The sequence below is a fragment of the Microcoleus sp. D3_18a_C4 genome (assembly GCF_036702415.1).
GTDB lineage: Bacteria > Cyanobacteriota > Cyanobacteriia > Cyanobacteriales > Microcoleaceae > Microcoleus.
Genome location: NZ_JAUBTI010000011.1, coordinates 35,398 through 58,542, shown reverse-complemented (window position 1 = coordinate 58,542; position 23,145 = coordinate 35,398). Strand labels below are relative to the sequence as shown.

General features: G+C 45.3%; 30 protein-coding genes and 1 pseudogene. 21 read left to right on the top strand and 10 right to left on the bottom strand.

Features of this window, described 5'->3' with window-relative positions; all coding sequences use genetic code 11:
* Positions 1–3: 3 nt before the first annotated feature.
* From QUB16_RS08355 to QUB16_RS08340, 4 genes are all read right to left on the bottom strand, one after another.
* Positions 4–966 (bottom strand): MoxR family ATPase, encoded by a 963-nt coding sequence (locus QUB16_RS08355; RefSeq protein WP_333315446.1) that lies wholly within the window; start codon positions 964–966, stop codon positions 4–6.
* A gap of 55 nt (positions 967–1,021) precedes the next feature.
* On the bottom strand, positions 1,022–1,558 hold the full coding sequence (locus QUB16_RS08350; RefSeq protein ID WP_333315444.1) for an opioid growth factor receptor-related protein: 537 nt from the start codon (positions 1,556–1,558) through the stop codon (positions 1,022–1,024).
* Between the two features lie 228 nt (positions 1,559–1,786).
* Positions 1,787–3,130, bottom strand: a complete 1,344-nt coding sequence (gene gor / locus QUB16_RS08345; RefSeq protein ID WP_333315442.1) for a glutathione-disulfide reductase — start codon at positions 3,128–3,130, stop codon at positions 1,787–1,789.
* Positions 3,131–3,531: 401 nt separating this feature from the next.
* Positions 3,532–4,143, bottom strand: a complete 612-nt coding sequence (locus QUB16_RS08340) for a DUF4231 domain-containing protein (protein ID WP_333315440.1) — start codon at positions 4,141–4,143, stop codon at positions 3,532–3,534.
* A 655-nt stretch (positions 4,144–4,798) separates the two neighbouring features.
* On the opposite strand from QUB16_RS08340, the gene QUB16_RS08335 reads away from it, so the two are divergent.
* Both QUB16_RS08335 and QUB16_RS08330 read left to right on the top strand, forming a co-directional pair.
* Positions 4,799–5,038, top strand: coding sequence for a hypothetical protein (locus QUB16_RS08335; RefSeq protein ID WP_333315438.1), 240 nt, complete (start codon positions 4,799–4,801; stop codon positions 5,036–5,038).
* 36 nt (positions 5,039–5,074) lie between these two features.
* Positions 5,075–5,839, top strand: coding sequence for an ABC transporter ATP-binding protein (locus QUB16_RS08330; RefSeq protein WP_333315436.1), 765 nt, complete (start codon positions 5,075–5,077; stop codon positions 5,837–5,839).
* A 181-nt stretch (positions 5,840–6,020) separates the two neighbouring features.
* On the opposite strand, the gene QUB16_RS08325 is transcribed toward QUB16_RS08330, so the two are convergent.
* The 4 genes from QUB16_RS08325 to tadA all read right to left on the bottom strand — a co-directional run bounded on the left by QUB16_RS08325 (position 6,021) and on the right by tadA (position 8,225).
* Positions 6,021–6,377, bottom strand: a complete 357-nt coding sequence (locus QUB16_RS08325; RefSeq protein WP_333315434.1) for a hypothetical protein — start codon at positions 6,375–6,377, stop codon at positions 6,021–6,023.
* 91 nt (positions 6,378–6,468) lie between these two features.
* Complete coding sequence (locus tag QUB16_RS08320; RefSeq protein ID WP_333315433.1) at positions 6,469–6,669, bottom strand: hypothetical protein; 201 nt, start codon at positions 6,667–6,669, stop codon at positions 6,469–6,471.
* 43 nt (positions 6,670–6,712) lie between these two features.
* Positions 6,713–7,441, bottom strand: a complete 729-nt coding sequence (locus QUB16_RS08315) for a lysophospholipid acyltransferase family protein (protein WP_333315431.1) — start codon at positions 7,439–7,441, stop codon at positions 6,713–6,715.
* Between the two features lie 283 nt (positions 7,442–7,724).
* Positions 7,725–8,225, bottom strand: coding sequence for a tRNA adenosine(34) deaminase TadA (tadA, locus tag QUB16_RS08310; RefSeq protein ID WP_333315429.1), 501 nt, complete (start codon positions 8,223–8,225; stop codon positions 7,725–7,727).
* A gap of 75 nt (positions 8,226–8,300) precedes the next feature.
* On the opposite strand from tadA, the gene QUB16_RS08305 reads away from it, so the two are divergent.
* Together QUB16_RS08305 and menB are read left to right on the top strand one after the other, a co-directional pair.
* A complete protein-coding gene (locus QUB16_RS08305) occupies positions 8,301–8,897 on the top strand; it encodes a TerB family tellurite resistance protein (RefSeq protein ID WP_333315427.1) in 597 nt (198 codons plus the stop codon).
* A 310-nt stretch (positions 8,898–9,207) separates the two neighbouring features.
* Positions 9,208–10,041 carry a 1,4-dihydroxy-2-naphthoyl-CoA synthase gene (menB, locus tag QUB16_RS08300; RefSeq protein WP_015176244.1) on the top strand — a complete coding sequence of 278 codons (834 nt, stop codon included), beginning with the start codon at positions 9,208–9,210 and terminating at the stop codon, positions 10,039–10,041.
* Between the two features lie 229 nt (positions 10,042–10,270).
* Here menB and QUB16_RS08295 read toward each other — a convergent pair whose 3' ends face one another.
* On the bottom strand, positions 10,271–10,573 hold the full coding sequence (locus QUB16_RS08295; protein WP_333315426.1) for a hypothetical protein: 303 nt from the start codon (positions 10,571–10,573) through the stop codon (positions 10,271–10,273).
* A 498-nt stretch (positions 10,574–11,071) separates the two neighbouring features.
* Between QUB16_RS08295 and QUB16_RS08290 the strand changes: the two genes are divergently transcribed.
* Both QUB16_RS08290 and QUB16_RS08285 read left to right on the top strand, forming a co-directional pair.
* Positions 11,072–12,328, top strand: a complete 1,257-nt coding sequence (locus QUB16_RS08290; protein ID WP_333315424.1) for a hypothetical protein — start codon at positions 11,072–11,074, stop codon at positions 12,326–12,328.
* A gap of 267 nt (positions 12,329–12,595) precedes the next feature.
* On the top strand, positions 12,596–13,300 hold the full coding sequence (locus tag QUB16_RS08285) for a PspA/IM30 family protein (RefSeq protein WP_333315423.1): 705 nt from the start codon (positions 12,596–12,598) through the stop codon (positions 13,298–13,300).
* 54 nt (positions 13,301–13,354) lie between these two features.
* Here the strand turns inward: QUB16_RS08285 and QUB16_RS08280 are convergent, their stop codons facing one another.
* A complete protein-coding gene (locus QUB16_RS08280) occupies positions 13,355–13,552 on the bottom strand; it encodes a hypothetical protein (protein WP_333315422.1) in 198 nt (65 codons plus the stop codon).
* A gap of 48 nt (positions 13,553–13,600) precedes the next feature.
* On the opposite strand from QUB16_RS08280, the gene QUB16_RS08275 reads away from it, so the two are divergent.
* The 15 genes and pseudogenes from QUB16_RS08275 (at position 13,601) to QUB16_RS08205 (ending at position 23,106) form a co-directional block, all read left to right on the top strand.
* The gene (locus tag QUB16_RS08275; RefSeq protein WP_006635936.1) at positions 13,601–14,386 is read left to right on the top strand and encodes a PspA/IM30 family protein; all 786 of its coding nucleotides are present in this window, start codon (positions 13,601–13,603) and stop codon (positions 14,384–14,386) included.
* 611 nt (positions 14,387–14,997) lie between these two features.
* Complete coding sequence (locus QUB16_RS08270) at positions 14,998–15,339, top strand: hypothetical protein (RefSeq protein ID WP_333315420.1); 342 nt, start codon at positions 14,998–15,000, stop codon at positions 15,337–15,339.
* Between the two features lie 130 nt (positions 15,340–15,469).
* Positions 15,470–15,736, top strand: a complete 267-nt coding sequence (locus QUB16_RS08265; protein ID WP_333315418.1) for a hypothetical protein — start codon at positions 15,470–15,472, stop codon at positions 15,734–15,736.
* The gene (locus QUB16_RS08260; RefSeq protein WP_333315416.1) at positions 15,696–16,142 is read left to right on the top strand and encodes a ShlB/FhaC/HecB family hemolysin secretion/activation protein; all 447 of its coding nucleotides are present in this window, start codon (positions 15,696–15,698) and stop codon (positions 16,140–16,142) included. The genes QUB16_RS08265 and QUB16_RS08260 overlap by 41 nt, the downstream gene beginning before the upstream one ends.
* A gap of 463 nt (positions 16,143–16,605) precedes the next feature.
* Positions 16,606–16,881 (top strand): annotated as a pseudogene (locus tag QUB16_RS08255) (BrnT family toxin).
* Positions 16,865–17,125 (top strand): hypothetical protein, encoded by a 261-nt coding sequence (locus tag QUB16_RS08250; RefSeq protein WP_333139289.1) that lies wholly within the window; start codon positions 16,865–16,867, stop codon positions 17,123–17,125. Before QUB16_RS08255 ends, QUB16_RS08250 begins: the two are co-directional and overlap by 17 nt.
* 141 nt (positions 17,126–17,266) lie before the next feature.
* Positions 17,267–17,875 (top strand): Uma2 family endonuclease, encoded by a 609-nt coding sequence (locus QUB16_RS08245; protein WP_333315414.1) that lies wholly within the window; start codon positions 17,267–17,269, stop codon positions 17,873–17,875.
* A gap of 64 nt (positions 17,876–17,939) precedes the next feature.
* A complete protein-coding gene (locus QUB16_RS08240) occupies positions 17,940–18,557 on the top strand; it encodes a Uma2 family endonuclease (protein WP_333315412.1) in 618 nt (205 codons plus the stop codon).
* Positions 18,558–18,602: 45 nt separating this feature from the next.
* Positions 18,603–19,748 carry an AAA family ATPase gene (locus QUB16_RS08235; protein WP_333315411.1) on the top strand — a complete coding sequence of 382 codons (1,146 nt, stop codon included), beginning with the start codon at positions 18,603–18,605 and terminating at the stop codon, positions 19,746–19,748.
* Positions 19,745–20,422, top strand: a complete 678-nt coding sequence (locus QUB16_RS08230) for a DUF3226 domain-containing protein (RefSeq protein ID WP_333315409.1) — start codon at positions 19,745–19,747, stop codon at positions 20,420–20,422. The genes QUB16_RS08235 and QUB16_RS08230 overlap by 4 nt, the downstream gene beginning before the upstream one ends.
* A gap of 111 nt (positions 20,423–20,533) precedes the next feature.
* Positions 20,534–20,908, top strand: a complete 375-nt coding sequence (locus QUB16_RS08225) for a DUF433 domain-containing protein (RefSeq protein WP_333315408.1) — start codon at positions 20,534–20,536, stop codon at positions 20,906–20,908.
* Between the two features lie 56 nt (positions 20,909–20,964).
* Positions 20,965–21,300, top strand: coding sequence for an ACP S-malonyltransferase (locus QUB16_RS08220; protein ID WP_445251106.1), 336 nt, complete (start codon positions 20,965–20,967; stop codon positions 21,298–21,300).
* Positions 21,301–21,384: 84 nt separating this feature from the next.
* Positions 21,385–21,630, top strand: a complete 246-nt coding sequence (locus QUB16_RS08215; protein WP_333139279.1) for a type II toxin-antitoxin system HicB family antitoxin — start codon at positions 21,385–21,387, stop codon at positions 21,628–21,630.
* The gene (locus tag QUB16_RS08210; RefSeq protein WP_333139277.1) at positions 21,630–21,848 is read left to right on the top strand and encodes a type II toxin-antitoxin system HicA family toxin; all 219 of its coding nucleotides are present in this window, start codon (positions 21,630–21,632) and stop codon (positions 21,846–21,848) included. The genes QUB16_RS08215 and QUB16_RS08210 overlap by 1 nt, the downstream gene beginning before the upstream one ends.
* Positions 21,849–22,122: 274 nt before the next feature.
* A complete protein-coding gene (locus tag QUB16_RS08205; protein ID WP_333315405.1) occupies positions 22,123–23,106 on the top strand; it encodes a hypothetical protein in 984 nt (327 codons plus the stop codon).
* The last annotated feature ends 39 nt before the right edge of the window (positions 23,107–23,145 follow it).

Sequence of the window (23,145 nt, the reverse complement as noted above, 5' to 3'; positions counted from 1 at the left end):
TTTTTAGGCTGGTACAGGAATAGATTTGATAATTTCTTCAACAACACCTGGGGCCATTCTGCCAGAAAAACGCGCTTGAGGTTCCATTACTAGGCGATGAGCGATGACTGATACCGCCTGTTCTTGAATATGTTCTGGCGTAACAAACTCATAGCCATCGAACAAAGCTAATGCTTGAGCAATTTTCATTAAAGCTATGGAAGCTCTGGGACTCGCCCCTAGTTGTACGCCTTCGGCTGAGCGAGTTGCATTGACGATATCTACGAGGTAACGTTTCAATTCTTCACTAATTCTAACTTGCTTTACCTGCTGTTTTAAGCTAATTATATCCTCTAAATTAACGCAGGTTTGAAGTGTATCAATAGGATGTTGATTAATTTGGTCTCCGAGCAAGTTAACTTCGTCTTCTGGGGAGATGTATCCTAGACTAAATTGAACTGCAAAGCGATCCATTTGGGCTTCAGGAAGCGGATAAGTGCCACGAGATTCTACTGGATTTTGAGTAGCAATGACAAAAAATGGGTCTTTAAGTTTGTGCAAATTTCCGTCAATGCTGACTTGAAATTCTGCCATTGCTTCTAGGAGGGCGGATTGGGTTCGCGGTGATGAGCGATTGATTTCGTCAGCCAAGATAATATTAGCAAAAATTGGGCCTTCGTGGAAATGGAACGTGCGTTGATTGGGGTCGAGCATGGATATGCCCAAGATATCGGATGGCAAAAGGTCAGGTGTAAATTGAATGCGTTTAAAGCTGACATCGACAGATAAGGCTAGGGCTTTAGCTAGGGTAGTTTTACCTGTACCGGGATAATCTTCTAGGAGGACGTGCCCGCCACTCACAAAGGCTGACAGCAATTTCCTGATTGCTGCTGATTGCCCTTTCACCACTTTTTGAATGTTGTTGGAAATCCTTTGATAAATTTCTCTGCCCGACTGAGCGTGATTTTCTGTAATTGCTTTATCCATTATTTATTGTGTTCGTAGCGTTCGGTTACTGTCCCGCTGATTGGCTTCGCTCGATTTAAGTATTTACAGCATTTTTCCAATATGTATAAGTGTTTAAACCAATAATTTTTTGATTTTCATTATATATCTCATCCAAACACCTGAAAAGAGCTAAAGCGTAATTTTTCAATCCCAACTCTGTCAAACTTGTAAGAATCCTAGTCAGCCGCAGGTAGTTGTGATTAAATTTTTCAATCCACTCTCTTTTTCTTGACAAATATTCTGCCGATTTGGTAATTACAATTTCTGCGTTTTCCCCTTCGCGGCATTCCAACCCGTAAAACGCTAGCATGACTTTGAACGAATGGAGTAAGCGATTTTTCAACTCTTCACTTGTTCTAAAAGCTTGAATTACCTCATCATTTAAAGTCGGAGCACTGGAATTAAAGCGACTCTTTTCTCTCAGGGGAAACAGCCATTGAATGTAATTGTGCACGGATTCCAGCTTCTGGTAATCCCACGACCAAATATGCTCGATCGCACGACCTTGTGAATCAGGCTGCTGGCCGAGGTAGAATGCTAAAATTTTGTTTTGTTTGGTTGAATTACTCATAAATTTGCTATACAAAACATCAAAAAGATGATATTCAGTCGGTTTTAACTGACATCTTGCACCATTCTCAATTAGCCTTTTAGGAACAGGCAAGATGCCTGTTCCACAAGAAAATCTACTCTTTGTGGAACGGGCATCTTGCCCGTTCTTGACAATGGTGCAAGATGTCAGTTTTAACCGACTTTAGCTATTAGCCAGGGGTTTAAACCCCTGGCTGCTTCGCCCGCTTTACCGCAGAGTCACAAACTCTTCAGCAGTCGATGGGTGAATGCCAATAGTCGCGTCGAAGTCTTTCTTGGTAGCTCCCATATTAACCGCGATCGCCATTCCTTGAATAATCTCGCCCGCGTCTTTCCCCACCATGTGCACGCCCAAAACTCTGTCAGTATTAGTCTCAACGATTAACTTGACAAAAGTTTTCTCATCTGCACCTGTCAAAGCGTGAAACATCGGCCGAAACTTGGCTGTGTAGCACTTAATTGACTCGGGAAACTGTGCTCTGGCTTGGCTTTCTGTTAAGCCGACTGTAGCCGCTTCCGGCTGGGAAAATACCGCTGACGGGACATTTTCGTGAGTAATTGCTCTCGGATTGTTGCCAAATTCAGTATCTGCAAAAGCCCTTCCTTCGGCGATCGCAATTGGCGTTAAATTGATGCGGTTGGTGCAATCTCCCACTGCAAAAATGTGCGGCTGACTGGTGCGGCTGTCTTTGGTAACTGCGATCGCACATTTATCTGTTTCTACTCCCGCATTTTCTAAACCCAATTTTTCCAAGTTGGGTTTGCGCCCGGTAGCGCACAACAGCGCATCTACTATTAGCGTTCCTTCGGATGTTCCCGACAGAGTTAATTTTAAGCCTTCTGGGGTTTTCTCAATGTGGTTGATCGAGCTTTCTGTCAAAATGTTTATGCCGTGCTTAATCATTCCTTCTTGCACGTTCGTGCGAATTTCTGTGTCAAATTCGTTCAAAATTAAGTCACGGCGGATGATTTGAGTTACTTGGCTTCCCAACCCGTTCATAATGCAAGCAAATTCGACGCCGATGTAGCCTCCTCCCCAAATTGCCAACCGTTTTGGCTGCTCTTTTAGTAGGAAGATTTCGCGAGAGGTAATCGCGTGTTCTATGCCGACAATTGGGACTCTTTGCGCTTCTCCGCCGACTGCAATTAAGATTTTGGCAGCGGTATATTTTCTGTCACCAACTTCGACGGTATGGGGGTCAATAAATTTGGCGTATCCTGAGATTAATTCGACTCCGGCTTTTTCAAGAAAGCTGATGTGCAGTTTGCTCAGCCGCCGCACTTCTGTGTCTACCGTGGTGACGAGTTTTTCCCAATCGAAACTGCTTTCTACGGGACTCCAACCGTAGCCCACCGCATCTTCATAAAGGTGCGAAAATGTTGAAGCGTACACCATGAGTTTTTTGGGAACACAGCCGCGAATTACGCAGGTTCCGCCTACTAAGTCATTTTCGGCGATCGCCACTTTTGCGCCGTAGGATGCTGCTCGCTTGGAACTCGCCAATCCGCCGGAACCCGCACCTATCACAAACAAGTCGTAATCGTATGTCATAATTGTATTTACCAAAAATCCTCAACTTACCAAGTTTACGCTTAAATTTTCTTAATGATAGCTCAAAAATTTTGCCTGTGAACACTTCCGATCGCTACATATAGAGCTAATTGAGGGGTAAAAAAACGGGGGACTAGCCGATATTTGGTTATAGGATAGCCCCAAAATACCATCTGTGATGAAAAGTTTAGCCGTATAATAGCAGGTAGCGTCAGTCGGGAGCATCTCATATTTGTAAAAAAACTTCTTCTAGCTCCCTCCTTCTTCCTCTTTCCTGCTGCCTTCTGCCTCCTGCCTCCTGCCTCAAAACTCCAATTTCTAGCTTGGCTGAAAAAGTGAGATGCTCCCCCTCACTCAACCCTACCTGCTTACTGGTATTGTCAGATTCGTTAACTCTGCCCCTACTTTGACTCGGTAGATTGAGCTGGGTCTGTATTCTGATCCTTTGACGCTGTATCATCGGGTTTTTGGATTTGCTTGAGATGAATCTCATTCACCTGATTGATAAAGTTTTCTATTGCCATTTTTGTCATTTGTTGATGTTGGGCTGCGTCGGCTACATCATAGCAACGATAAGCTGGAGTCACTCCTAATACAAATTTCTCCTGTTCCGCTTCTAACAATTCCACAGCCGTGTTAGCCGAAATCCAATTCTCCTGAAAAGGAAAGGAGGTAACTATACTGGCGACTATCGAGGCGACAGCGGGACAAATTACGGGCAGCCACTTGAGCAAAGATTGACCTGGTTCCAATTTGTCTACCAATACTAAAATTGGTGTGACTCCCGAGAAAATCACGGTTGCCAACTGGAAAGTATAGTAAATATTTCTCGAAGTCTCTCTGGTGTTTTTATAGTCGTCAATCAACTCCTGGCAATATCGTAAAGCCTTTTCTCTCACAGGGGTAATCGAATTGTTATCCGAAACATTATTCGGGTTTAAGAGGTAATTATATAGTTCCGCTTTTCTTCGGATTTCTAACTGATTAGCATTATTCCTAGAGCTTTGAGCCAATTGCCTATTGGCCAGGAATAGAAAAATAAAACTAGAGAGAAGAACAGATCCCAAAATAACGATAAGTTGATTGTCGGGAAAAACTCTGGTAAGGAGGCACGCACCCACAAAAGTCGCTAGGGATAAATACTCAACAATTTTCAGGAAAGATAACATTTGTGGACTCGATGAGACTGTATTGGAAATCTCGGTCTGGTTTGTATCCGCAGAAGTAGTCATTGGTTTGTAGTCTGTTTGGCGATCGGACACAAGTTTAGCCTATTTGGGTGTCTATTTCACCCAAGCCCTGTCAACTTGGTGAAGAAGGCCCTGAAACCCTTGAAAATTTGTTGATGGCGATCGTTAAATATTCCTTGTATAACAGTAGATGACCAATAAACTGGGTTTATTGGTCATCGCCAAGGGGTAGGATGACGTAAAGCAGGGCGATCGTATTTTGACAGTGGTTGCCATAAGCACCATACAGAGAGAGTCAATCGATTTTAGATTTTAGATTTTAGATTTTAGATTTTAGCATTGACCCCACGGATCAATTCGGAGGCAAGTTTATCGGATACAGGTTTTTTATTTCTGGACACATGAATCCGGGGACTTGTATCCTGGATGCTTTCGGTCAGTGCATAAATAGTATAGATTTTTTGACTCTGCTGAATTTATGTATGATTTTGCCTGTAGGGATAATTCTAAGTCCTTACACCGTCAGCGGTGGGGCAATCACGGGGGGATTTCCCCTACAAATTTTATACCCCATTCAGCAACGCCGATTTTTGTTTCCACTCCGACTTTACCTCCCAGTTGGTGTCAAAGTATTCACTTTGATTTGAATATAGATTTTCTGTTCATTAGCATCGAAACAGCCGTCACCCCGATCGCCAAAACCGATGGGAAGTGTTAGCTTAGTAGTTAGTTGTGTCGATCGCACATAAAAAAAATGCCTGAACTACAAACCGATACATACCAAGACCTCGACCCGCAAGTCCTCTCAAAGCCCGTTGTTGTCGGTCTGGAAGAGGTAACAAAAGTTTACGGAATTGGCGACCTGGAAGTTCGCGCCTTAAACGGCGTCAGCTTGACCGTAAGACAAGGAGAATATTGCTCGATTATGGGCGCATCGGGTTCCGGCAAATCTACAGCTATGAATATTATCGGCTGTCTCGATCGACCTACGAGCGGCAGTTACTACTTAGACGGCGTAGATGTCGCCCAAATGCCCGAAACAGAATTAGCCGGAATTCGCAATTTAAAATTGGGATTTGTCTTCCAACAATTTCACCTGTTGCCTCAATTGACCGCCTTAGAAAATGTCATGTTACCGATGGTTTATGCCGGCATTCCCGCAGCAGAAAGACGCGAACGGGGAGTAGATGCTTTAACGAAAGTCGGCCTGGAAAGTCGGCTGCAAAACAGACCGAATCAACTATCAGGAGGACAGCAGCAGCGGGTTGCCATTGCTAGGGCTATTGTCAACCGTCCCGTGTTGTTGCTGGCTGACGAACCTACAGGTGCATTGGATACAAAAACTACTCAAGAAGTAATGGATATTTTTACAGAATTCAACGAAAGCGGCATGACTGTTGTTATGGTAACGCACGAACCGGAAGTGGCGCGTCAAACTCGCCGCGTTGTCTGGTTCCGCGACGGTCAAGTTATTCACAATAATCTTAACCCGGAAGAACTTTCACACGCTGTATTTTAGTATAATAGTCCGCCAAAAGCGAAAAGAAAATGGGGCGATTGAAATCGCTTCTAGACAAACGAAGTCCGCCTACGCGGACTGAAGAATCAAGAGAGTATTACTTCTATCCAAGAGGGCTTTAGCTATTAGACAGGGGTTTTCAACCCCTGGCGGACTAATAGACAAAACGCCAGACATCTGCTTAATGAAAAGCACTGGGAAAAGCTTCCCAAACTCGATCGACAAAATCTCTAAGTTGCCGAGATGCGATCGCACCATCCTTTTTCTCCGAGTCCAGAGAATGCAACTCAGTCAACAGTGAAATTACCTCAGTATCAAAAGCCTCCCGAAACAAGCTCAGCGGCCACAGCAAATCAGCCCCATCTCGCAAATCGGATAAAGTGTATTCTGCCGATAAATCCTTCCCCGACGCCGATACAACTAACATCAAAGGGCGCACCCAACAAACTTGACGTGCCTCAACCACTTGGATTACCTCGGAATGCAGGCACGCATCTCCACATTCTAAACTGACAATTTGACCAGGCTTAAAGTTCAAAGCACAACCCATTAATGCTCACACTTAATACAGACATAACAAAGCAGCCAAATAGGTGCTGCATCTCTCTCCAGCACCAGAAAAAATTATATCATAATTTCTTTTTCTTTCTTCCTTCTTCCTTCTTCCTTCTTCCTTCTTCCTTCTTCCTGACATCCGTTACATCCGTTACAAAATCCGTTGCCGAACTTCCTTCTTCCTGACATCCGTTACATCCGTTATAGAATCCGTTGCCGAACTTCCTGACATCCGTTACATCCGTTACAGAATCCGTTGCCGAACTTCCTGACATCCGTTACATCCGTTACAGAATCCGTTGCCGAACTTCCTTCTTCTCAACTTTCATCAAGCTTTTTAAGATCCATTTCGAGCTGGGCACTCAACAATCGTGCTTCTTTTTTACCACCGCCACCATTGGCATAATCCGCCACGCAAATCGGAGAACCGATCGCAATTTTTACCTGAGCACCCCATTGAGGAATGCGCGGGCGATAGCGGATACTCATCGGTACAATTTTCACCCCCAAACCCGGTTTGCTCAACTCTGCTTGCATTGCCAAACGCGCCAATCCAGGCTTAATCGGGTGAACTTCGCCATCCTGAAAAATGCCGCCTTCGGGAAAAATCACCAACATTTCTTTGTCGAGGAGTAGTTCCACGCCGTAACGGAGACTGCCAATTGCCGGATGCTTGAGATCCACAGCAAACCCCCCCAAATGTCTGATGAACCAACCTTGCAGTCCTTTCACTTCATCAGCAGTTACCATAAACCGCAAATCGCGTCCAGTCACCTTCTGTCCAGTTGAATAAGGCATCATCAGGGCATCCCACCGGGAACGGTGCGTAGGGGCTAAGATGACAGGCCCGTCTTTCGGCAAGTGCTCCTGTCCGGTTATCTCAATCTTGCCAAAATGAAACGGTAGGACAACATAGTGACCTAGCGGATAGAGCAAGGAGGTTAACCAAGGAGAAACGCGAGAGGTATTAGATGCTACCTTGGCAGGCATGGGCTTCACTAGAGAGGATTTACTGGACTCAACGGCGATCGTGGCGGTGTGGGGCATAGCAATTAAGCTGCTTTCTCGAGAGCTAAAGTCTAAAGTAAGTGATGGGACAAATCTTTAGTTTTTGGGTCGGGACACTTTTGCTATTGGCCTTGTGCCGATCGAGCGATCGCACCCGCAAGAGATAATCTGTCACAGGTAAAACCTCAGCCAACCGGACAGCACTAATGCAGAGCAGTCGGCCGCCTCGAAAGCTGGAGCAGGCAATTACGGATCTATTATTTCAGCTAAAGGGTCAATTTCGATTAAACCTCCCCCCGAAGAAAGTAAAAAATTTTACCGGTTAATTTTTCCGGCGCGCTTCAAACCAAGAAAGCAACTGATCGCGGCAAACAGACTCCATAATACCGCCGAGCACCTCTAAGCGGTGACACGAATGCGCGCTATCGGGAATATTAGCTGCAGTCCGAATCGTGCCAGTTTTCGGGTCATCTGCTCCGTATACCAGCAGACGAATCCGAGCTTGGACGATCGCACCAGCGCACATCGGGCAAGGTTCCAGCGTTACATAGAGCGTGCATTGGTTAAGATGCCAGTCTTGCAAAACTTGGCCGGCCGCCCGCAAAGCCAAGATTTCAGCGTGAGCAGTCGGATCGCAATCTCGCTCTCGCCGATTTTGCGCTTCGGCAATCAATTTGCCAGTACCGTCAACAATTGCAGCACCCACGGGTACTTCACCAGCATCACCGGCTGCTTGTGCCAGTTCCACAGCCCTAGTCATCCAGCGTTTGTGAATAAAATAAGTAGTATCACTAATAGACAACGGCTCAGCTTTATAATTCACGTCATACCTAAGTAACAGAAAAACTTAAGATCGATAAATAAAGTTACATTACAGCTTAATCGAGAGTCTTTAATTATGGACACCACTACGATTACCACTGAAATTGTTGAGCTGTTGTGCCGCATTACCCGGCAAAAGCTGCGCGAACAAGATATCACTCCTTTGGTAGTGTTTCTGACTGCTCTGATTTCCATCCTGCGCGGAGTGATGATTATTGACAGGACGATCGCAGTTGAAGAAGAAGAACGGCTGCAAAAGACTCTCAAAGCCTTTGCCAGCGGCGACCGCGATCGGATAGAACTAATTCAGCGCCTTGTCAAAGGAGTATCCAAACAGCAGGTTTACTTCAACCCCACAGAATTGCTAACCCTGACAGCTTTGTTCTCAGAATCTGAAAAATTGTTGCTCATCGGTTCCGGCTACGAAATGTCAGCGGCCGACGGACACATCGATATGCGGGAGCAAATGTACTTACAGTCGATCGCAAATCGGCTCGGCCTCGACTCCAGACACATTGCAGTCATAGACACTTTATTTACTAAAGAAGGAACCCTCGACTCAGAAGCTTTTGCCGAAGTTAAAGCTTTACTCGATCCCAGCGAATTCGAGTCCCGCGATCCGGTATTTGGCAAAGCAGCAAAGCACTTGCTGAATATTTTACTCCGCCAATAATCCCGCGCATATAAATTTTGGGGCAGTAAAAGTAGTCAGAGGATTTCGAGGATTTGACGCTGTTTCCAATTGACATGGTACTTGGGCCCTCTTACCCTCAAAAGCCGGGTTGTTTAACCCCTACCCAGAGCGCTCGCTGCACGGCGTATGTTGGTGAAAAACCTGGTTTCTGCCTAAGTCCCGCTTTATTTTTTTGGCAACAGTCGATCGACCCTTCTATCCCATTGAACCGAATCCCTCTAAAATCTAAAAGCGACTTGTCGCTGCCTTGATTGACTCAGCTCAATCTCCAATCTCAAATTGATTGATTATGCAAATTGAATGGCAAACCGCCAAAACCTACGAAGACATTCTCTATCACAAAAGTGGCGGCACCGCCAAAATTACCATCAATCGACCTCACAAACGGAACGCTTTCCGTCCCAAAACCGTACTGGAACTGTGCGATGCCTTTACTGATGCCCGCGAAGACACAAAAATCGGCGTTGTCCTTTTCACCGGTGCGGGGCCTCATACAGACGGCAAATACGCTTTTTGCGCCGGCGGCGACCAAAGCGTGCGGGGTTCGGCGGGATATGTAGACGAAGGTGGCATACCCCGGTTGAACGTGCTCGACTTGCAGAAGTTGATTCGATCTATGCCCAAAGTTGTAATTGCTTTAGTTGCAGGCTACGCAATTGGAGGGGGTCATGTTCTGCACTTAATTTGCGACTTGACGATCGCTGCTGACAATGCTATTTTCGGACAGACCGGCCCCAAAGTCGGCAGTTTCGACGGTGGTTTCGGAGCTAGCTATCTCGCCAGAGTTGTCGGCCAGAAAAAAGCCCGAGAAATTTGGTTTTTGTGTCGCCAGTACAGCGCGCAGCAAGCCCTAGAAATGGGTTTAGTCAACTGCGTCGTGCCCGTCGAACAACTAGAAATAGAAGGGATTCAGTGGGCTGCGGAAATTCTCGAAAAAAGTCCGATCGCGATTCGCTGCTTGAAATCCGCTTTTAATGCCGACTGCGACGGTCAAGCCGGTTTGCAAGAACTGGCGGGAAATGCCACTTTGCTGTACTATATGACGCAGGAAGGCGCCGAAGGCAAACAAGCCTTTTTAGAAAAACGGCAACCTGATTTTAGTCAATATCCTTGGCTGCCATAGCTGGATAGAGAAATCAGTTTTTTTATGCGATCCTATTAAAGTAGATGCTGCTGATTTTTCTGGGTTAGTAAAGCCCAATGCACGCGATCGTCCAAAAGTGTCAGTATGGATACCAGTTCCCAAAAAGAATGAAACTGCTTTGCCAGATCCAAACCATGATAGTCATCAGTGATTCCCCAATCGAAAATTGACAATCGAAAATGGTATGAGCTGTCCTGCTGCAGACTAACTAGACCGAGAATGCTGCAGCGGATTTTTCGGTTAAGGTTGTGCCTGTAAGCTGGCTGGCATGGCGATCGGAAAGAGTGACGGTGGCATCCTGCAGCGTCAGAGTCGATTCTTGCCACAGTCCAATTTCTTCTATGTTTTCCCAAGATGACCTAAAAGGCGAAACCGCTAAAGCACAAGCTTTCCACTGACTTTGAACCGGGCCGCCTAGTAAAGCGCAAACACCCCCGCGTCTGCCTTCAGGGGTATAGTGACGGCAGTGACCACAAGCTGAAGTTAAAGGTGAAGTTAAGGAGGTTTGCATAAAAGTTCTTAGGGAAATCATTTTCATCTCTAATTCTCCCTTGCAGAGCTAGTCTGCCTTAGAGCATCCCAACCTTTATGCTGTCTGGGTTGTAGCGATCCCCGGAGCATAATTAAATTTTATAATTTATTTATAATCTCGTTATATATAGAAACAATTAGCTCGGTCGTTGCTCATTGTATAGGTAAAAACATAGGTTAAAAGTTTATAAAGCCGTTAGGGATCAAGAAAAAGTACAAATGCCCAACGAGTATGAGAGGTTACAAACAAGCGGTAGCTCAGGATACAAAAATTGGCTGAGAGTGTCGGTAAGCACCCTCCGGGAAAGAGCAAGAATTAAGTTTTCCAATGAAAATGAAAAATAGCTGCCGGCGAGCGAGCCCCTGTTGCATTGACGCCAAAAGTAGCTAATCATAAAATAGGCAAGTTTTCAACCTTCTTGTTTATCTCTACAATCAACATATTAAAATTAATTCAGAGGCGGTAGGAGTTTTGCTAATGAGTAAGCGTTCTTCGGTTGAATCCCCAAATCATCAATCCTCTTCAACCCCAATCAACCCTGCTTTGCAAGCAGTCCTGGGGAGTCTAGATGTAAACCTAGAAGCAGAACTGACAACATACAGAAGGCACCGGCGGCGGGCAGAACAGTGGGTGTCGCCGTCAGTTCGTAGCGGCAAGCAAACAGCCACAACCGAGCAACAGCTAGCCCAAAATTTGCCGCTGGAGACTGCGGAGGAAACCCAGCAGCCGCTATCGCTGCCCCTATCCCTTGCCGGCACTCAGGGCGATGCCCCGCTAGCAACTACCAGGGGCGGCACAAAATTATCTAGCAGTGCCTTCGCACCCAACAAGTATCTCGAATCAAGCGAAAAACTGATCGAAAGTTTGGACGAGTCAAAAGCTGAGCCTACGGTAGAACGCAGTTTAGCCGCCAGTTTGTTAACTCCCTTGGGACTGAGTTCGATGCTGCTGTTTTTGCTGTCATGCACAGCTTTGGGCTATGCAGTCATGTACCCGTCAAATTTAGTTAAGATGGCAGGCCTGAACCGTTTGCTCGATCGCACCTCACCCTCTTCAAGCGACAGTCCCGCCTCTAGTGCCACCTCAGATACCAGCACCAAGGAACTGCCGAAAGCACCAAATCTGGTATCCAAGGAATTTGTCGAGCTAGATTTGAGCACTCTCAGCAATGTCAAGCCGACAGCCAGCCCGATTCCTTCCCCGTCACCAAAAGCATCAATCCCCCCAACTCCGCCAGCGCCTCCGGGCCCCAGCGGGGCTGTGCCGATTCCTACAGAAGACGGCAACCCGGCCAGAGGCAGGGAACAAGGACTCAACAATCTGAGCACGGCTTTGCTTCCCACTCCCAGCCCCAGCGCCGCCCAGCCAGTGCCGACACTGCCGACACTGCCTCCAACACCCTCCCCAGCCCAGCCTGCAGCCACATCCCCCGCGACAGCATCCCCAGCCGCCACATCCCCGGCGACAGCATCCCCAGCGACAGCATCCCCAGCCGCCGCATCCCCGCTAGGAAGGCCTGCACGGGCCGCCGACGGTTTCTATTACGTTGTCACCGATTACACCGACGAAAAATCGCTGCAGCAAGCCAGAACCGCAGTTCCCGATGCCTACGTGCGGAACTTCTCAAAGGGTGTCAAGATCCAAATGGGGGCTTTGAACGATGCTGCCTCAGCAGAACGTTTGGTGAAAGAACTCCAAGAAAAAGGGGTGAAGCCACAATACTATCAACCATAAATTAGGCAAAGACAATTAAACTAATGATCGGGGAGTAGGTTGGGCCGAGGCACGAACCCTCGTTTCGCTTCACCCAACATTTGCTCAGTTTTGATGGGTAATGCTCGCGCCCTACCCATCCTAAAAATAATCATGACGACCTAAATTAGAGGGAATTAAAATTTCAAAATTAAAAATTAAAAAGACGATTGATGAGTATTCATTTTTAATTTTTAATGGTGATTTCTCTGTCTTAATTCTAAAGTTTAAAATTGGGAGACTGGCAAAATGGGATTATTCGATCGCCTATGGCGAGTGATTCGAGCCAATATTAACAGTTTGGTCGGGGCAGCAGAAGACCCAGAAAAAATTCTGGAACAGGCTGTAATGGATATGCAGGAAGATTTAGTGCAGCTCAGACAAGCTGTGGCAGGAGCGATTGCAGCTCAAAAACGCACTGAACGCCAGTGTTCCCAAGCTGAGTCTACAGCAGCAGAATGGCATCAGCGGGCGCAGCTAGCTTTGCAAAAAGGCGAGGAAAATTTGGCGCGGGAAGCTCTGACGCGCAAGAAATCTTATCAAGAAACGGCAACGGCGATGAAAGCCAGTCTGGATCAGCAATCGGCTGTTGTGACTAAACTTAAAGAAAATATGCGGGCGCTCGAAAGTAAAATTTCCGAGGCAAAATCTAAAAAAGATATGTACATTGCTCGAGCTCGATCGGCCGCATCGTCGGAAAGGCTTCAAGAAATGATGGGCAATCTCAGTACCGGCAGCGCTTTGAGCGCGTTTGAACGGATGGAAGAGAAAGTCATGCAGCTAGAAGCTCGCTCCGAAGCAATCGCAGAACTCGGAACTAATGATTTAGAAAAGAAGTTTCTCTCTCTCGAAGGTGCCGACGATGTGGATACCGAGTTGGCGGCGATGAAAGCACAAATGCTTCCGGGCAACAATACACCCAAATTGCCGTCGAGGGAGCCGCCCGCATCCTGAACCCCAGGCAACAGAACAAGAGTCGGGACGAGCAAAAACTTCTCAACAGCCTAGCTAGAGATGGCTCGAAGCCTGTTGGGGAATTCCCGGATCGAAGTTAAACTCAATAGGTAGGTGCATGAATAAGCTTGCCTGCATCACATTACTCGATCGCTTTAAACTGGATTTATCTGTCTGCAAAAATTGCCAAAAACTAAATCGCACTAAAAATCTGACCAAGTAAATTTCACAACTGCGGGCTAGGGCTATCAAGCCTGCTTTCCGCCTACTTCGTACACCTCACCCAGGAAAAATAGCATTATGGGATTATTTGACCGCATTAGCCGAGTCGTCAAAGCCAATCTTAACGATCTGGTCAACAAAGCTGAAGACCCGGAAAAGATTTTAGAACAGTCTGTTACGGATATGCAGGAAGACTTGGTGCAGTTGCGTCAGGCAGTTGCCAGCGCGATCGCCACTCAAAAGCGCACCCAGACTCAGTACAATCAAGCTGAATCTCAGTCTAACCAGTGGCAGCAGCGCGCTCAGCTAGCCCTGCAAAAAGGAGACGAGACTTTGGCCAGGGAAGCGCTGGTTCGCAAAAAGTCTCACGCTGAAACGGCGGCTACCCTGAAAGCCAGTCTGGATCAGCAATCGGCTCAGGTGGAAAGTCTCAAGCGCAACTTGATCGGTTTGGAGAGCAAAATTTCCGAAGCTAAGACTAAGAAGGATATGCTCAAAGCGAGGATATCCGCTGCTAAAGCTCAGGAACAGCTCAACAATACCATTGGCACCTTGAATACTGGCAGTTCAATGGCGGCTTTCGATCGCATGGAAGAAAAAGTTTTGCAGATTGAAGCTCGCGCGGGGGCTTCGGCAGAATTGGCCGCCGGCGGCAGCAATTTAGAGGAACAGTTCCGCTTGCTCGAAAGCGGCGGTGATGTTGACGACGAGTTGGCTCAGATGAAAGCTCAACTTACCGGGGGCTCTGTGTCTCAAGGTCAATTGCCAGCAGCGGGTAAAACGGCAGCAGCTAGTAGCTCGGAGTCGAGCCCGGTGATTGATGCTGAGTTGGAAGAATTGCGATCGCAGCTCAATAAAATGTAGTAATCTGTATCAAAATTTACCTATTTCTGAGATCGCAGGTTTGATAAAATTCTCCGCCGACCTACAGGGCTACCTTGGGAGGTCGGAGTTTTTTTTTGTCATTGTTGAATGCACAAAACATAGTCATTGTCAACTATCTTTATATTGACTTAAGGAATTAACTCTTTAAAAAGTGATAGAGTAATTTTATTCCTTGCAAGAGGGGTAGCTTGGGAGGTCTATCGATTTTAGATTTTAGATTTTAGATTTTAGATTAAAGAATTGAAGCATTGGCCCCACGCATAAATTCCGGGGGCAAGTTTCATCGGATACAGGTTTTTTATTTCTGGACGGATGAATCACGTGGCGGGTATCCTGGATGCTTTCGGTCGGAGTGTTTTTAGTAATTGTTAACTACACACACTAGAGTTGCTGTCAACTGTCTTTATATTGAGTTAAGGAATTAATTGTTTAAAAAGTGATAGAGTAATTTTATTCCTTGCAATTGCGCCGGCCTCGCCCGCTCGTAAGTGTAAATAACTATCAAATATGGCTAATCTGTCATGCCCGTGCAATCTTCTAGAGGCTTTTGTAAAATCAAGTTTTTCAAGGCATTAGCGCTTGGTTTTTCAATGGCCGCTATTTGCCCCGCACTGCTATCAGCTCTAAGTGTTGGCGAGTCGATGGTTGCTACCGACTCAGGGGTGCAAGCGCCAATTGTGCATGATAATTTACCGTCTCAATTCAAACTAGATCAAGAAACAGCAGACGATCGCGATCGGCTTCGTGATTTATACTCGGGTTCAGAATTAGATAGAGACACTACAGAGCAAGAAAATAGCATCCCGGAGTTCGATCAAATGACCCAAAGTGAGACCCCAGAAACTCTCCCTCCATTGCCGAACCGAGGAGAAAACAGACACGAATTTCCGATTCCCAACCCGCGGCGGCCAAATCCGCCTCGTCTCCCGTAACCCGCGCCGCCAGCGCCCTTGCTTTCAGGCGAACAGCTTTTGCCGCCTGCTATTCCTGCGCCGGCACAGCCTGCAGAATTCCTAAGATTCCGGGTACGATAAAAGTCGATCGATTTGAAGTAGTTGGCAGTTGACTTACCGCGAGCCGATCGTGCAAAATCCGAGAAGAGAAATCGCGATCGGTATTGGTACCAGCAGTCGAGAAAGCGATACATCTTTGCTGGGAAAGGATTTTCCGCTGTCGCCGGAAGCAGATAATCGGGGTAGAAATCCGGTTGCGGTGCTGAGGCTGTTTCAGGATTTTACTCAGAGGGGAGAGAGATGTCTTGGCGGCGCGAGGGCAGTTCTGTCAGGGAGTGGCAGCATTTGGCGCTACGGTGAGCAGCAGCAGCCCTGACAGTCGCTTTTTGATTTGGCGGGGTCAATTGCAGTACGTGCGGTTGTTGGCTCCTGAGACGCTGCTGCAGGTGCGATCGGATGTGAAATTGGCTGGGGCAGAGCTTTTGGCGATCGAACCATTGGGTATAGGGGGCTCAGACACATTGCGGGCCTACCATCAGGATGCTTTGCTGACCGATAGCGGGATTTTTGATTCAGCCGAGTTGCGGTATCCGATGCAAGCGAACCCGCGACAACCAAGGAGTTTTGCAGGTGACGGCGTTGGTGGATTTTGGCAATGTTTGGAATCCCAGGGAAAGCGCGGTTTTGGAAGCGAATACTTTGCTGTCAGCGGGATTGCGGCTGCGGTGACTGTACGGCGAAAGGTGGAATGCTCGCAGAGGCTGGGGAATTCCTGTGATTGATATTAAGTCGAGCAACAGGAGTTTACAAGAGCGCGGGCTGTATTTTTCTGTATAATAATTCAAACCTTTTTAGGAAAGCAGTCGTTTTGCCCTTGGCGGAACTGAGCAATTCCGCTATATAGTAATAAGTATCATTTGGCACTCCTCTGTAGATGCCAAGAGTGTATTTTACTGATAATCTTTAAATTAAACTATGTCTAAGGTGCGGTTGCTACTTTTAAGTTCTTTTGCTTCCGGTTTTGGGCTTTGCTCAATCATTTTGGCGATGTTTACGATGACTTCCCGGCTGTCGTTTATGTCGTTTTTTACCTTTGTTTTAACTTTGGTGTTTTTTGGAATTAATCTGCTTTTTGCTTTGCATTATTATACATCGCTTACTAAGCAATTGAGTGTTAAAAATAAAAGGAAAGCGAGAATTTAGCGGTTGTGAAGCAGAATCGGAAAAAGGCATGGAGAGTTATTTATGGAATTTGAATGGAATCCAGACAAAGCGACACTAAATGTTGAGAAGCATGGTGTTTCCTTTCAAGAAGCCACAACCATATTTAATGACCCGCTATCTGTAACTTTTCCCGATCCTCAGCATTCCATCGGAGAAAGCAGGTACGTTATCATTGGTATATCCAGGTAGGGACAACTTTTAATTGTTGCATACACCGATCGAGGAGAAAAAGTAAGAATCATCAGTGCCAGAAAAGCTACCCGCCAGGAGCAGAGGTTTTATGAAGAAGGATATTGAGAACGAAATGGAAGACGAATTACTTGCTGAGTATGACTTTGCTCAGATGAAAGGAGGTGTTAAAGGCAAGTATGTTGAGCAATATCGTGCAGGGACAAACTTGGTGCTTTTAGACCCCGATATTGCCCAAGCTTTTCCTAATGATGCAGCAGTGAATGACGCATTGAGGATGTTAATCAAAATTGCACAGCGCCAACAGTCAAATCCTGCGGTGCAGCGGAGCCACGAAGGATCTCAACTTTGAGAAGGCGATGTCAGGAGATTGTGCGATCGCCCATATTATTTATTTATTTATTTGCCCAAAAAGCGATCGCCTCTGGGTTGAGACAATTATCTAGCTGTCAGCCATAATTATTTAAGGTCTAATTATTTAGGAGGTGCGATCGTGGTTATAACTCAAACCAACCCGCCAAATCTTCCAGATGCGACAAAGACTCGCTTTACTCCAGATGAATACCGGGCGATCGAGGAAACAGCCGAAGAACGTCACGAATACTGTAACGGAGAGATTATCGCTATGTCAGGAGGTTCCCCCGCTCACAGCCGTATTACCGTAGACATTACGACTTTTCTTAACGTGGCTGTGCGAGACACAAATTTTCAAATCTATAACGGCGATCTACGAATTTGGATTCCTAGCTTCAATCACGGAACTTATCCCGATGTTCTGGTAATTGATGGTGAACCGGAATTCAATGGCGATCGCACCGATGAAATTCTCAATCCGTTACTGATTGTCGAGGTTCTTTCCCCCTCTACTGAAGGCTACGATCGAGGTGAAAAGTTCAGAAAATATCGTTCTCTTGCTAGTTTTTGTGAATATTTGCTGGTTAGTCAAGCTGAACCCTACATTGAGCAATATTATAATGGCGATCGCCCAAGTAGCGATCGCTGGCAATGGCAAGTTTGCGATCGGCTCGATCGGGCGATCGTCCTGCACAGTTTAAATATAGAACTTCCGATGTCTGAAGTCTACCGCCGCATTAGTTTTTAAGGGCGATTTTTAAGAGGCTGAAATGGATTCTATTTAACGAGAAATATAAGTTTAGGAGAAAGCTATGGCTACTCTAATTCAAAACCAAAGGTCAAACCTAACTGAAAACCAAGTTGAAACACCAGCAGATAAAAAAATCTGGACTGATGCCGAATTCATGGCACTCAACCGAGATGGACACCGCTATGAAATTGTGAATGGAGAACTAATTGACATGGGAAATTCGGGTGCAAAACACGGTTATGTTGCCGTTATTTTGAGTGCAGCCTTGTTTAACTGCGTATCAACGCGAAAATTAGGCGCAATTTTCGATTCCAGCACTGCTTTTAAGATGAAATCAGGAAACAAGCGATCGCCCGATGTTTCCTTCATGGCAAAAGAACGCCTGCAAGGGCTAGATGATCTCCCCGATGGCTTCCTAGAAGGTGCGCCGGATCTTGCCGTAGAAATCCTTTCTCCTAGCAATACAGTGGCAGAAATTCACGACAAACTCGTAGAATATTTCGAGAATGGGGCGCGTTTAGTCTGGGTGATTCATCCTAAAGAACAGTATGTGTTAGTTTATCGATCGTCCCAAGAGCCCGATCGCCTGCTCAAGTCCGTTAACTCCCTCGATGGGGAAGAAATCGTCCCCGGCTTTACTCTTCCAATTGCCGAGTTATTTCAAAAACTGGCTTTTTAAGCAAATATGATATAAGCTTGTTATAAAAACTTATAGGAATATTGTATGCTGGAGTCATTTCAGATACACAACTTTAGGCTATTTCAACACCTTGAAGTTAAAAAGCTGGGTCGTGTCAACCTGATTGTTGGCAAGAATAATTCAGGGAAGAGTACATTTCTTGAAGCTGTAGAACTCTATGCCAGCAATGCTTCTGCTACAGTCATGCTTGAGCTTGTACAATCTAGGCAAGAGAATTGGTTTAGTGAAGCCCAACCACATTCCCAAAATTTTATTGGAAATTCTGTGCGACATCTCTTCTTTGGGCATAAATTGCCCCAAATCGGAGAAGATGGCATTTCTCTTGGGGAAGTGTCATCAAATATAAAGCTTAATATTGGTACTGCTGCATATCAAAATAAAAATGATGATGAAGGGAATATCAGAAAAACTCGTCTTTCTGATGTACAGTTTTCTCATGTAGAGTTTGACGAATATATATCTAGTATTGAAGTTTTTATTGTAGCAGAAGAAGGCGAAAAAACTCGAAGACTTTTTAGGTTAGATAGTGTCGATATGCGAAACATCCGACTTAGTAGCTCTAGACTTATTTATGAAAGGCAGGAATCAGAATTTAAATACACATGGCAGATTGTTTCGACAGAAAATATGCCAAATCGAAAATTAGCTGCTCTTTGGGATTTAACTAGCTTGACCGATTTAGAGTCGGAGGTTATTTCTGCGCTTCGTATCATTGACCATCGAGTTACTGGAGTAGCTTTTGTAGAGGACGTTAATAGAAGTCGTACAAGTGACAACCGTGTTCCTTTAGTAAAAATTAAAGGCATAGACGAACCATTACCTCTCAAGAGCATGGGAGATGGTATGACTCGTTTGTTTCATATAATTGTTGCACTTGTCAATGCTCGAAACGGACTTCTATTAATTGATGAATTTGAAAATGGATTGCACTGGAGTATCCAACCTAAATTTTGGGATATTGTTTTTCAGATATCGGAGAGACTTAATGTTCAAATTTTTGCAACAACTCACAGCCGCGATTGTATCAAGGGTTTCTACCAAGCCTGGAATAACTATCCTACCCTTGGTGCTTTCTTCAGATTGGATGCCAAAAATGAATCGATAAAAGCAACAGAATATACATCTGAGACCCTGAGTGATTCTATTGACATGGATGTTGAAGTACGATGAGTAATACAAGCGAGGTGTCTGAGAAGGATAGTGTTTGCAAGCAAGATACAGATAGAGTTTTACTTGTTGAAGGAGATAATGATTGCCATGTGGTGATGGCTTTATGCAAAGCTCATAATGTTCCTAAGACTTTCGGTATCTATCAATGCGGTTCAGATATCGGGGTTTTGAAGCGACTAAATGCGCTGATTATACGTCCTAATCCTCCTCAAGTAATAGGAGTTATGCTTGATGCTGACAAGCCTTCTCTTGAAGGCAGATGGCAAAGTATAAAAGGCAAGTTACAACATTACAACTATACGTTACCGAACAAACCTGATGCTGATGGAACGGTAGTCGAGCCTTCTTCAGATGAACCTAAACTGGGGTTTTGGCTGATGCCTAATAATCAAGATTCTGGAATGTTAGAAGACTTTTGTGCTGAACTTGCAGAACCAGCATCTTTGACATTTGCACGAGAATGTGTTGAACAGGCACAGGATAGTAAAGTAACCACATTCAAAGAAGTGCATCGTAGTAAAGCAGTGATTCATACATATCTTGCTTGGCATGATGAACCTGGTTATCCTTTGGGAAAGGCAATTACAAGTCAAGCTTTGCGTCCTCACACAGATGTCGCAGTAAAATTCACTAATTGGTTAATACGTTTATTTGTGGAAGGAGCGATCGCGTAATTCCCGCGATCGTCCTCAGAGAGCGATCGCCAAGTATAATAGAGTTAATTCATCTCAAAATTCCACGTAATCAGCTAGTAATATAGAAATAACTTCTAGGAGGCTATAAGCATGACAACCATATCCAACGAACAAACAGCTATCATCCGTACAGAAAGAGGACTGTCGATCGCAGGTACGCGCATCACTATCTACGACATCATGGACTATGTGACGGCTCAATATCCGCCTAAGTTTATCAGGGGATTGTTTGAGCTTACAGAGGAACAAATTAACGTGGCTTTAACTTATATTGAGGCAAATCGCGCTGATGTGGAAGCTGAGTATCAAATGGTTCTTAAGGAAGCTGAGGAACTGCGGCTGTACTACGAAGAAAAAAATCGCGATCTGATTGCCCGAATTGCCGCCCAACCACCAAAACCTGGTGAAGAAGCTATTCGAGCCAAACTTCAAGCAGCAAAAGCCAAACTTAAGTCTCAGCCATAAATTTTTTAGTCGATCATAATTTGAGAGGACACGCCGTACTTCTCTCAGGTAGCATTGTGAGTAGTGGCTGGCTAGATTGGGTTCTCATTCGATTTATCACCTTTGATGAAATGAGCCTGCCGATCGATAGTGACGATCGGGTAGTTTGGCGGTTGGCTCAATCAAACCAGATGATTTTATTGACGGCCAATCGGAGTATGAAGGGCGATAACTCTCTAGAACAAGTGATGCGCGAGGAAATTACTTCAACATCACTCCCCGTGATTACTATTGGCGATGCCGATCGCTTGTTGAATGACTCTGAATATCGGCAGCGTTGTGCAATTAGTCTGGTTGAAATTGTGATTGATATTAATACTTATATGGGTGTAAGTCGGCTTTTCATCCCATGAGGTTGGTCGAGATTGTTGAAGAAGTGCGATCGCACTCTATCATAACGTCATCAGCTAAAAATCCCAAAAGGAGATTGCTTTAATATGTTAACTAAATACATCCAAGCTGCCATGAAGCAAGCTAAGTATGAAATTTTCCCTGATGATGGGACTTTCTACGGAGAAATTCCTATCTGTGAGGGAGTCTATGCAAATGCTGTAAGTCTCGAAGCTTGTCGAGAAGAATTGCAAGAGGTATTGGAAGACTGGATTTTACTTGGTCTCACCCTGAAACTTCCTTTACCAGTTCTTGATAATATCGACCTGACAATTACTAAAGAAGTCGCCTGATGCCCCCTTTAAAACCAATCAAACGTCGAGACTTAATTTATTACCTGAAACAACTGGGATTTGACGGCCCCTATTCGGGAAAAAGGCATCAGTTCATGTTGAAAGATAACCTTCGCATTACCATCCCCAATCCTCATCAAGGTGATATCAGTGCCAACTTTTTAGCTAAAATTTTGGGACAGGCTAAAGTTGATATTAGTGATTGGGAAAACCTCTAATTTTTTGACTGCTATGTAAAAATAATTTTGTGGAGTCAGAAACCGGTTTTTTTTGCAAAATCGGGCGTGGGAATTCCGAGATTGTCGCAAAAACCCGGTTTCTTGGATTTTGGGTTTTCTCGTGGGTAGTCAGAAACCGGGTTTCTTCCTAAATCTGGGTGACGATGCGTAAATTATCGCAGAAACCCGGTTTCTTGGCCTCAACGCAGGTAAGTCCTGCTTCGGTTAAACTAAGGCTCTATAATACAACTATCCAATAGTTTTATAGGAACAAATGAGAGGCGTAAAACAACTATTCCTAAGCAGCTTTGCTATTATTACTTTGAGTTGGGTTTTGGGAACTCCCATTCAGAGGATACCAGAGGCGATCGCTCAAACACAAGTTCCCATGAGGTTACAACACGCGGAAGGAACTTATACCCTTACGGTGTCAGAAACCAATACCACAAAATCTGCTTATGGGGGTCAATTGCGCCTCTATGACGTGCATATTGCGAAGATGTTTGAGGTGACATATTTGGACTGTCAGGAGATACCCAACGCTGGCGGTAGGACTTGGTATTACTTCGCAGGAAATGGTAAAATTGACATGGGGCAATTTAGAATCAACTGTCCGTTGGCTAGCGAGATTGCTAATACTTATGGTTTAGGGAAACCAGAGCGTACTGCGATCGAATATTCTCAGGGGGAGGCTGGGCGGCCAATATCGAGGACTCGTTCTATTCCAATTTTAGATATTACTGGTAATAAAATTCAGCGGTGGACGAATTTTGTGCAAGGGTTTCGCCCTCAGTCTGCTAATTCTGAAGGAGGTAATTCGCGATCGAGTATTTCTTTTCCAGTTAGTGAAATTCTTTCGCACATGGAAGGTAAGACGAGAGTCCCAATTTTTCTCCCCAGTCAGCTTCCGTTCTCAGGAGATATATACTTGGAAAGCCGAGTCGAAACACAGGGCTATAGCGTTGTAATGAGCTCCATACCTAATTGCAGCGGTACGCCCTGCTATATCGGGGATATTTCAGCAAAAAGAGGTGGAGAACCAGCCCAACCACCGATCAGAGGATTTAGGAGTGAATTCAAAACCATTCAATTAGCAGGCCGAACACAAGGAGTTTTTTCTAATGTCTGCGGTGCTTATTGCACGGCCTTAGTTGAATGGCAGTATCAAGGCGTTTTATACCGAGTAACTATGAAGAATGGGCGAGAGGAAATGCTCGTTAACATAGCCAATTCTGCAATTGAAGCTGGGCCTCGCTAGCTAAAGCTTGGGATAACAGTGCATCAGGGCAAGTCCTGT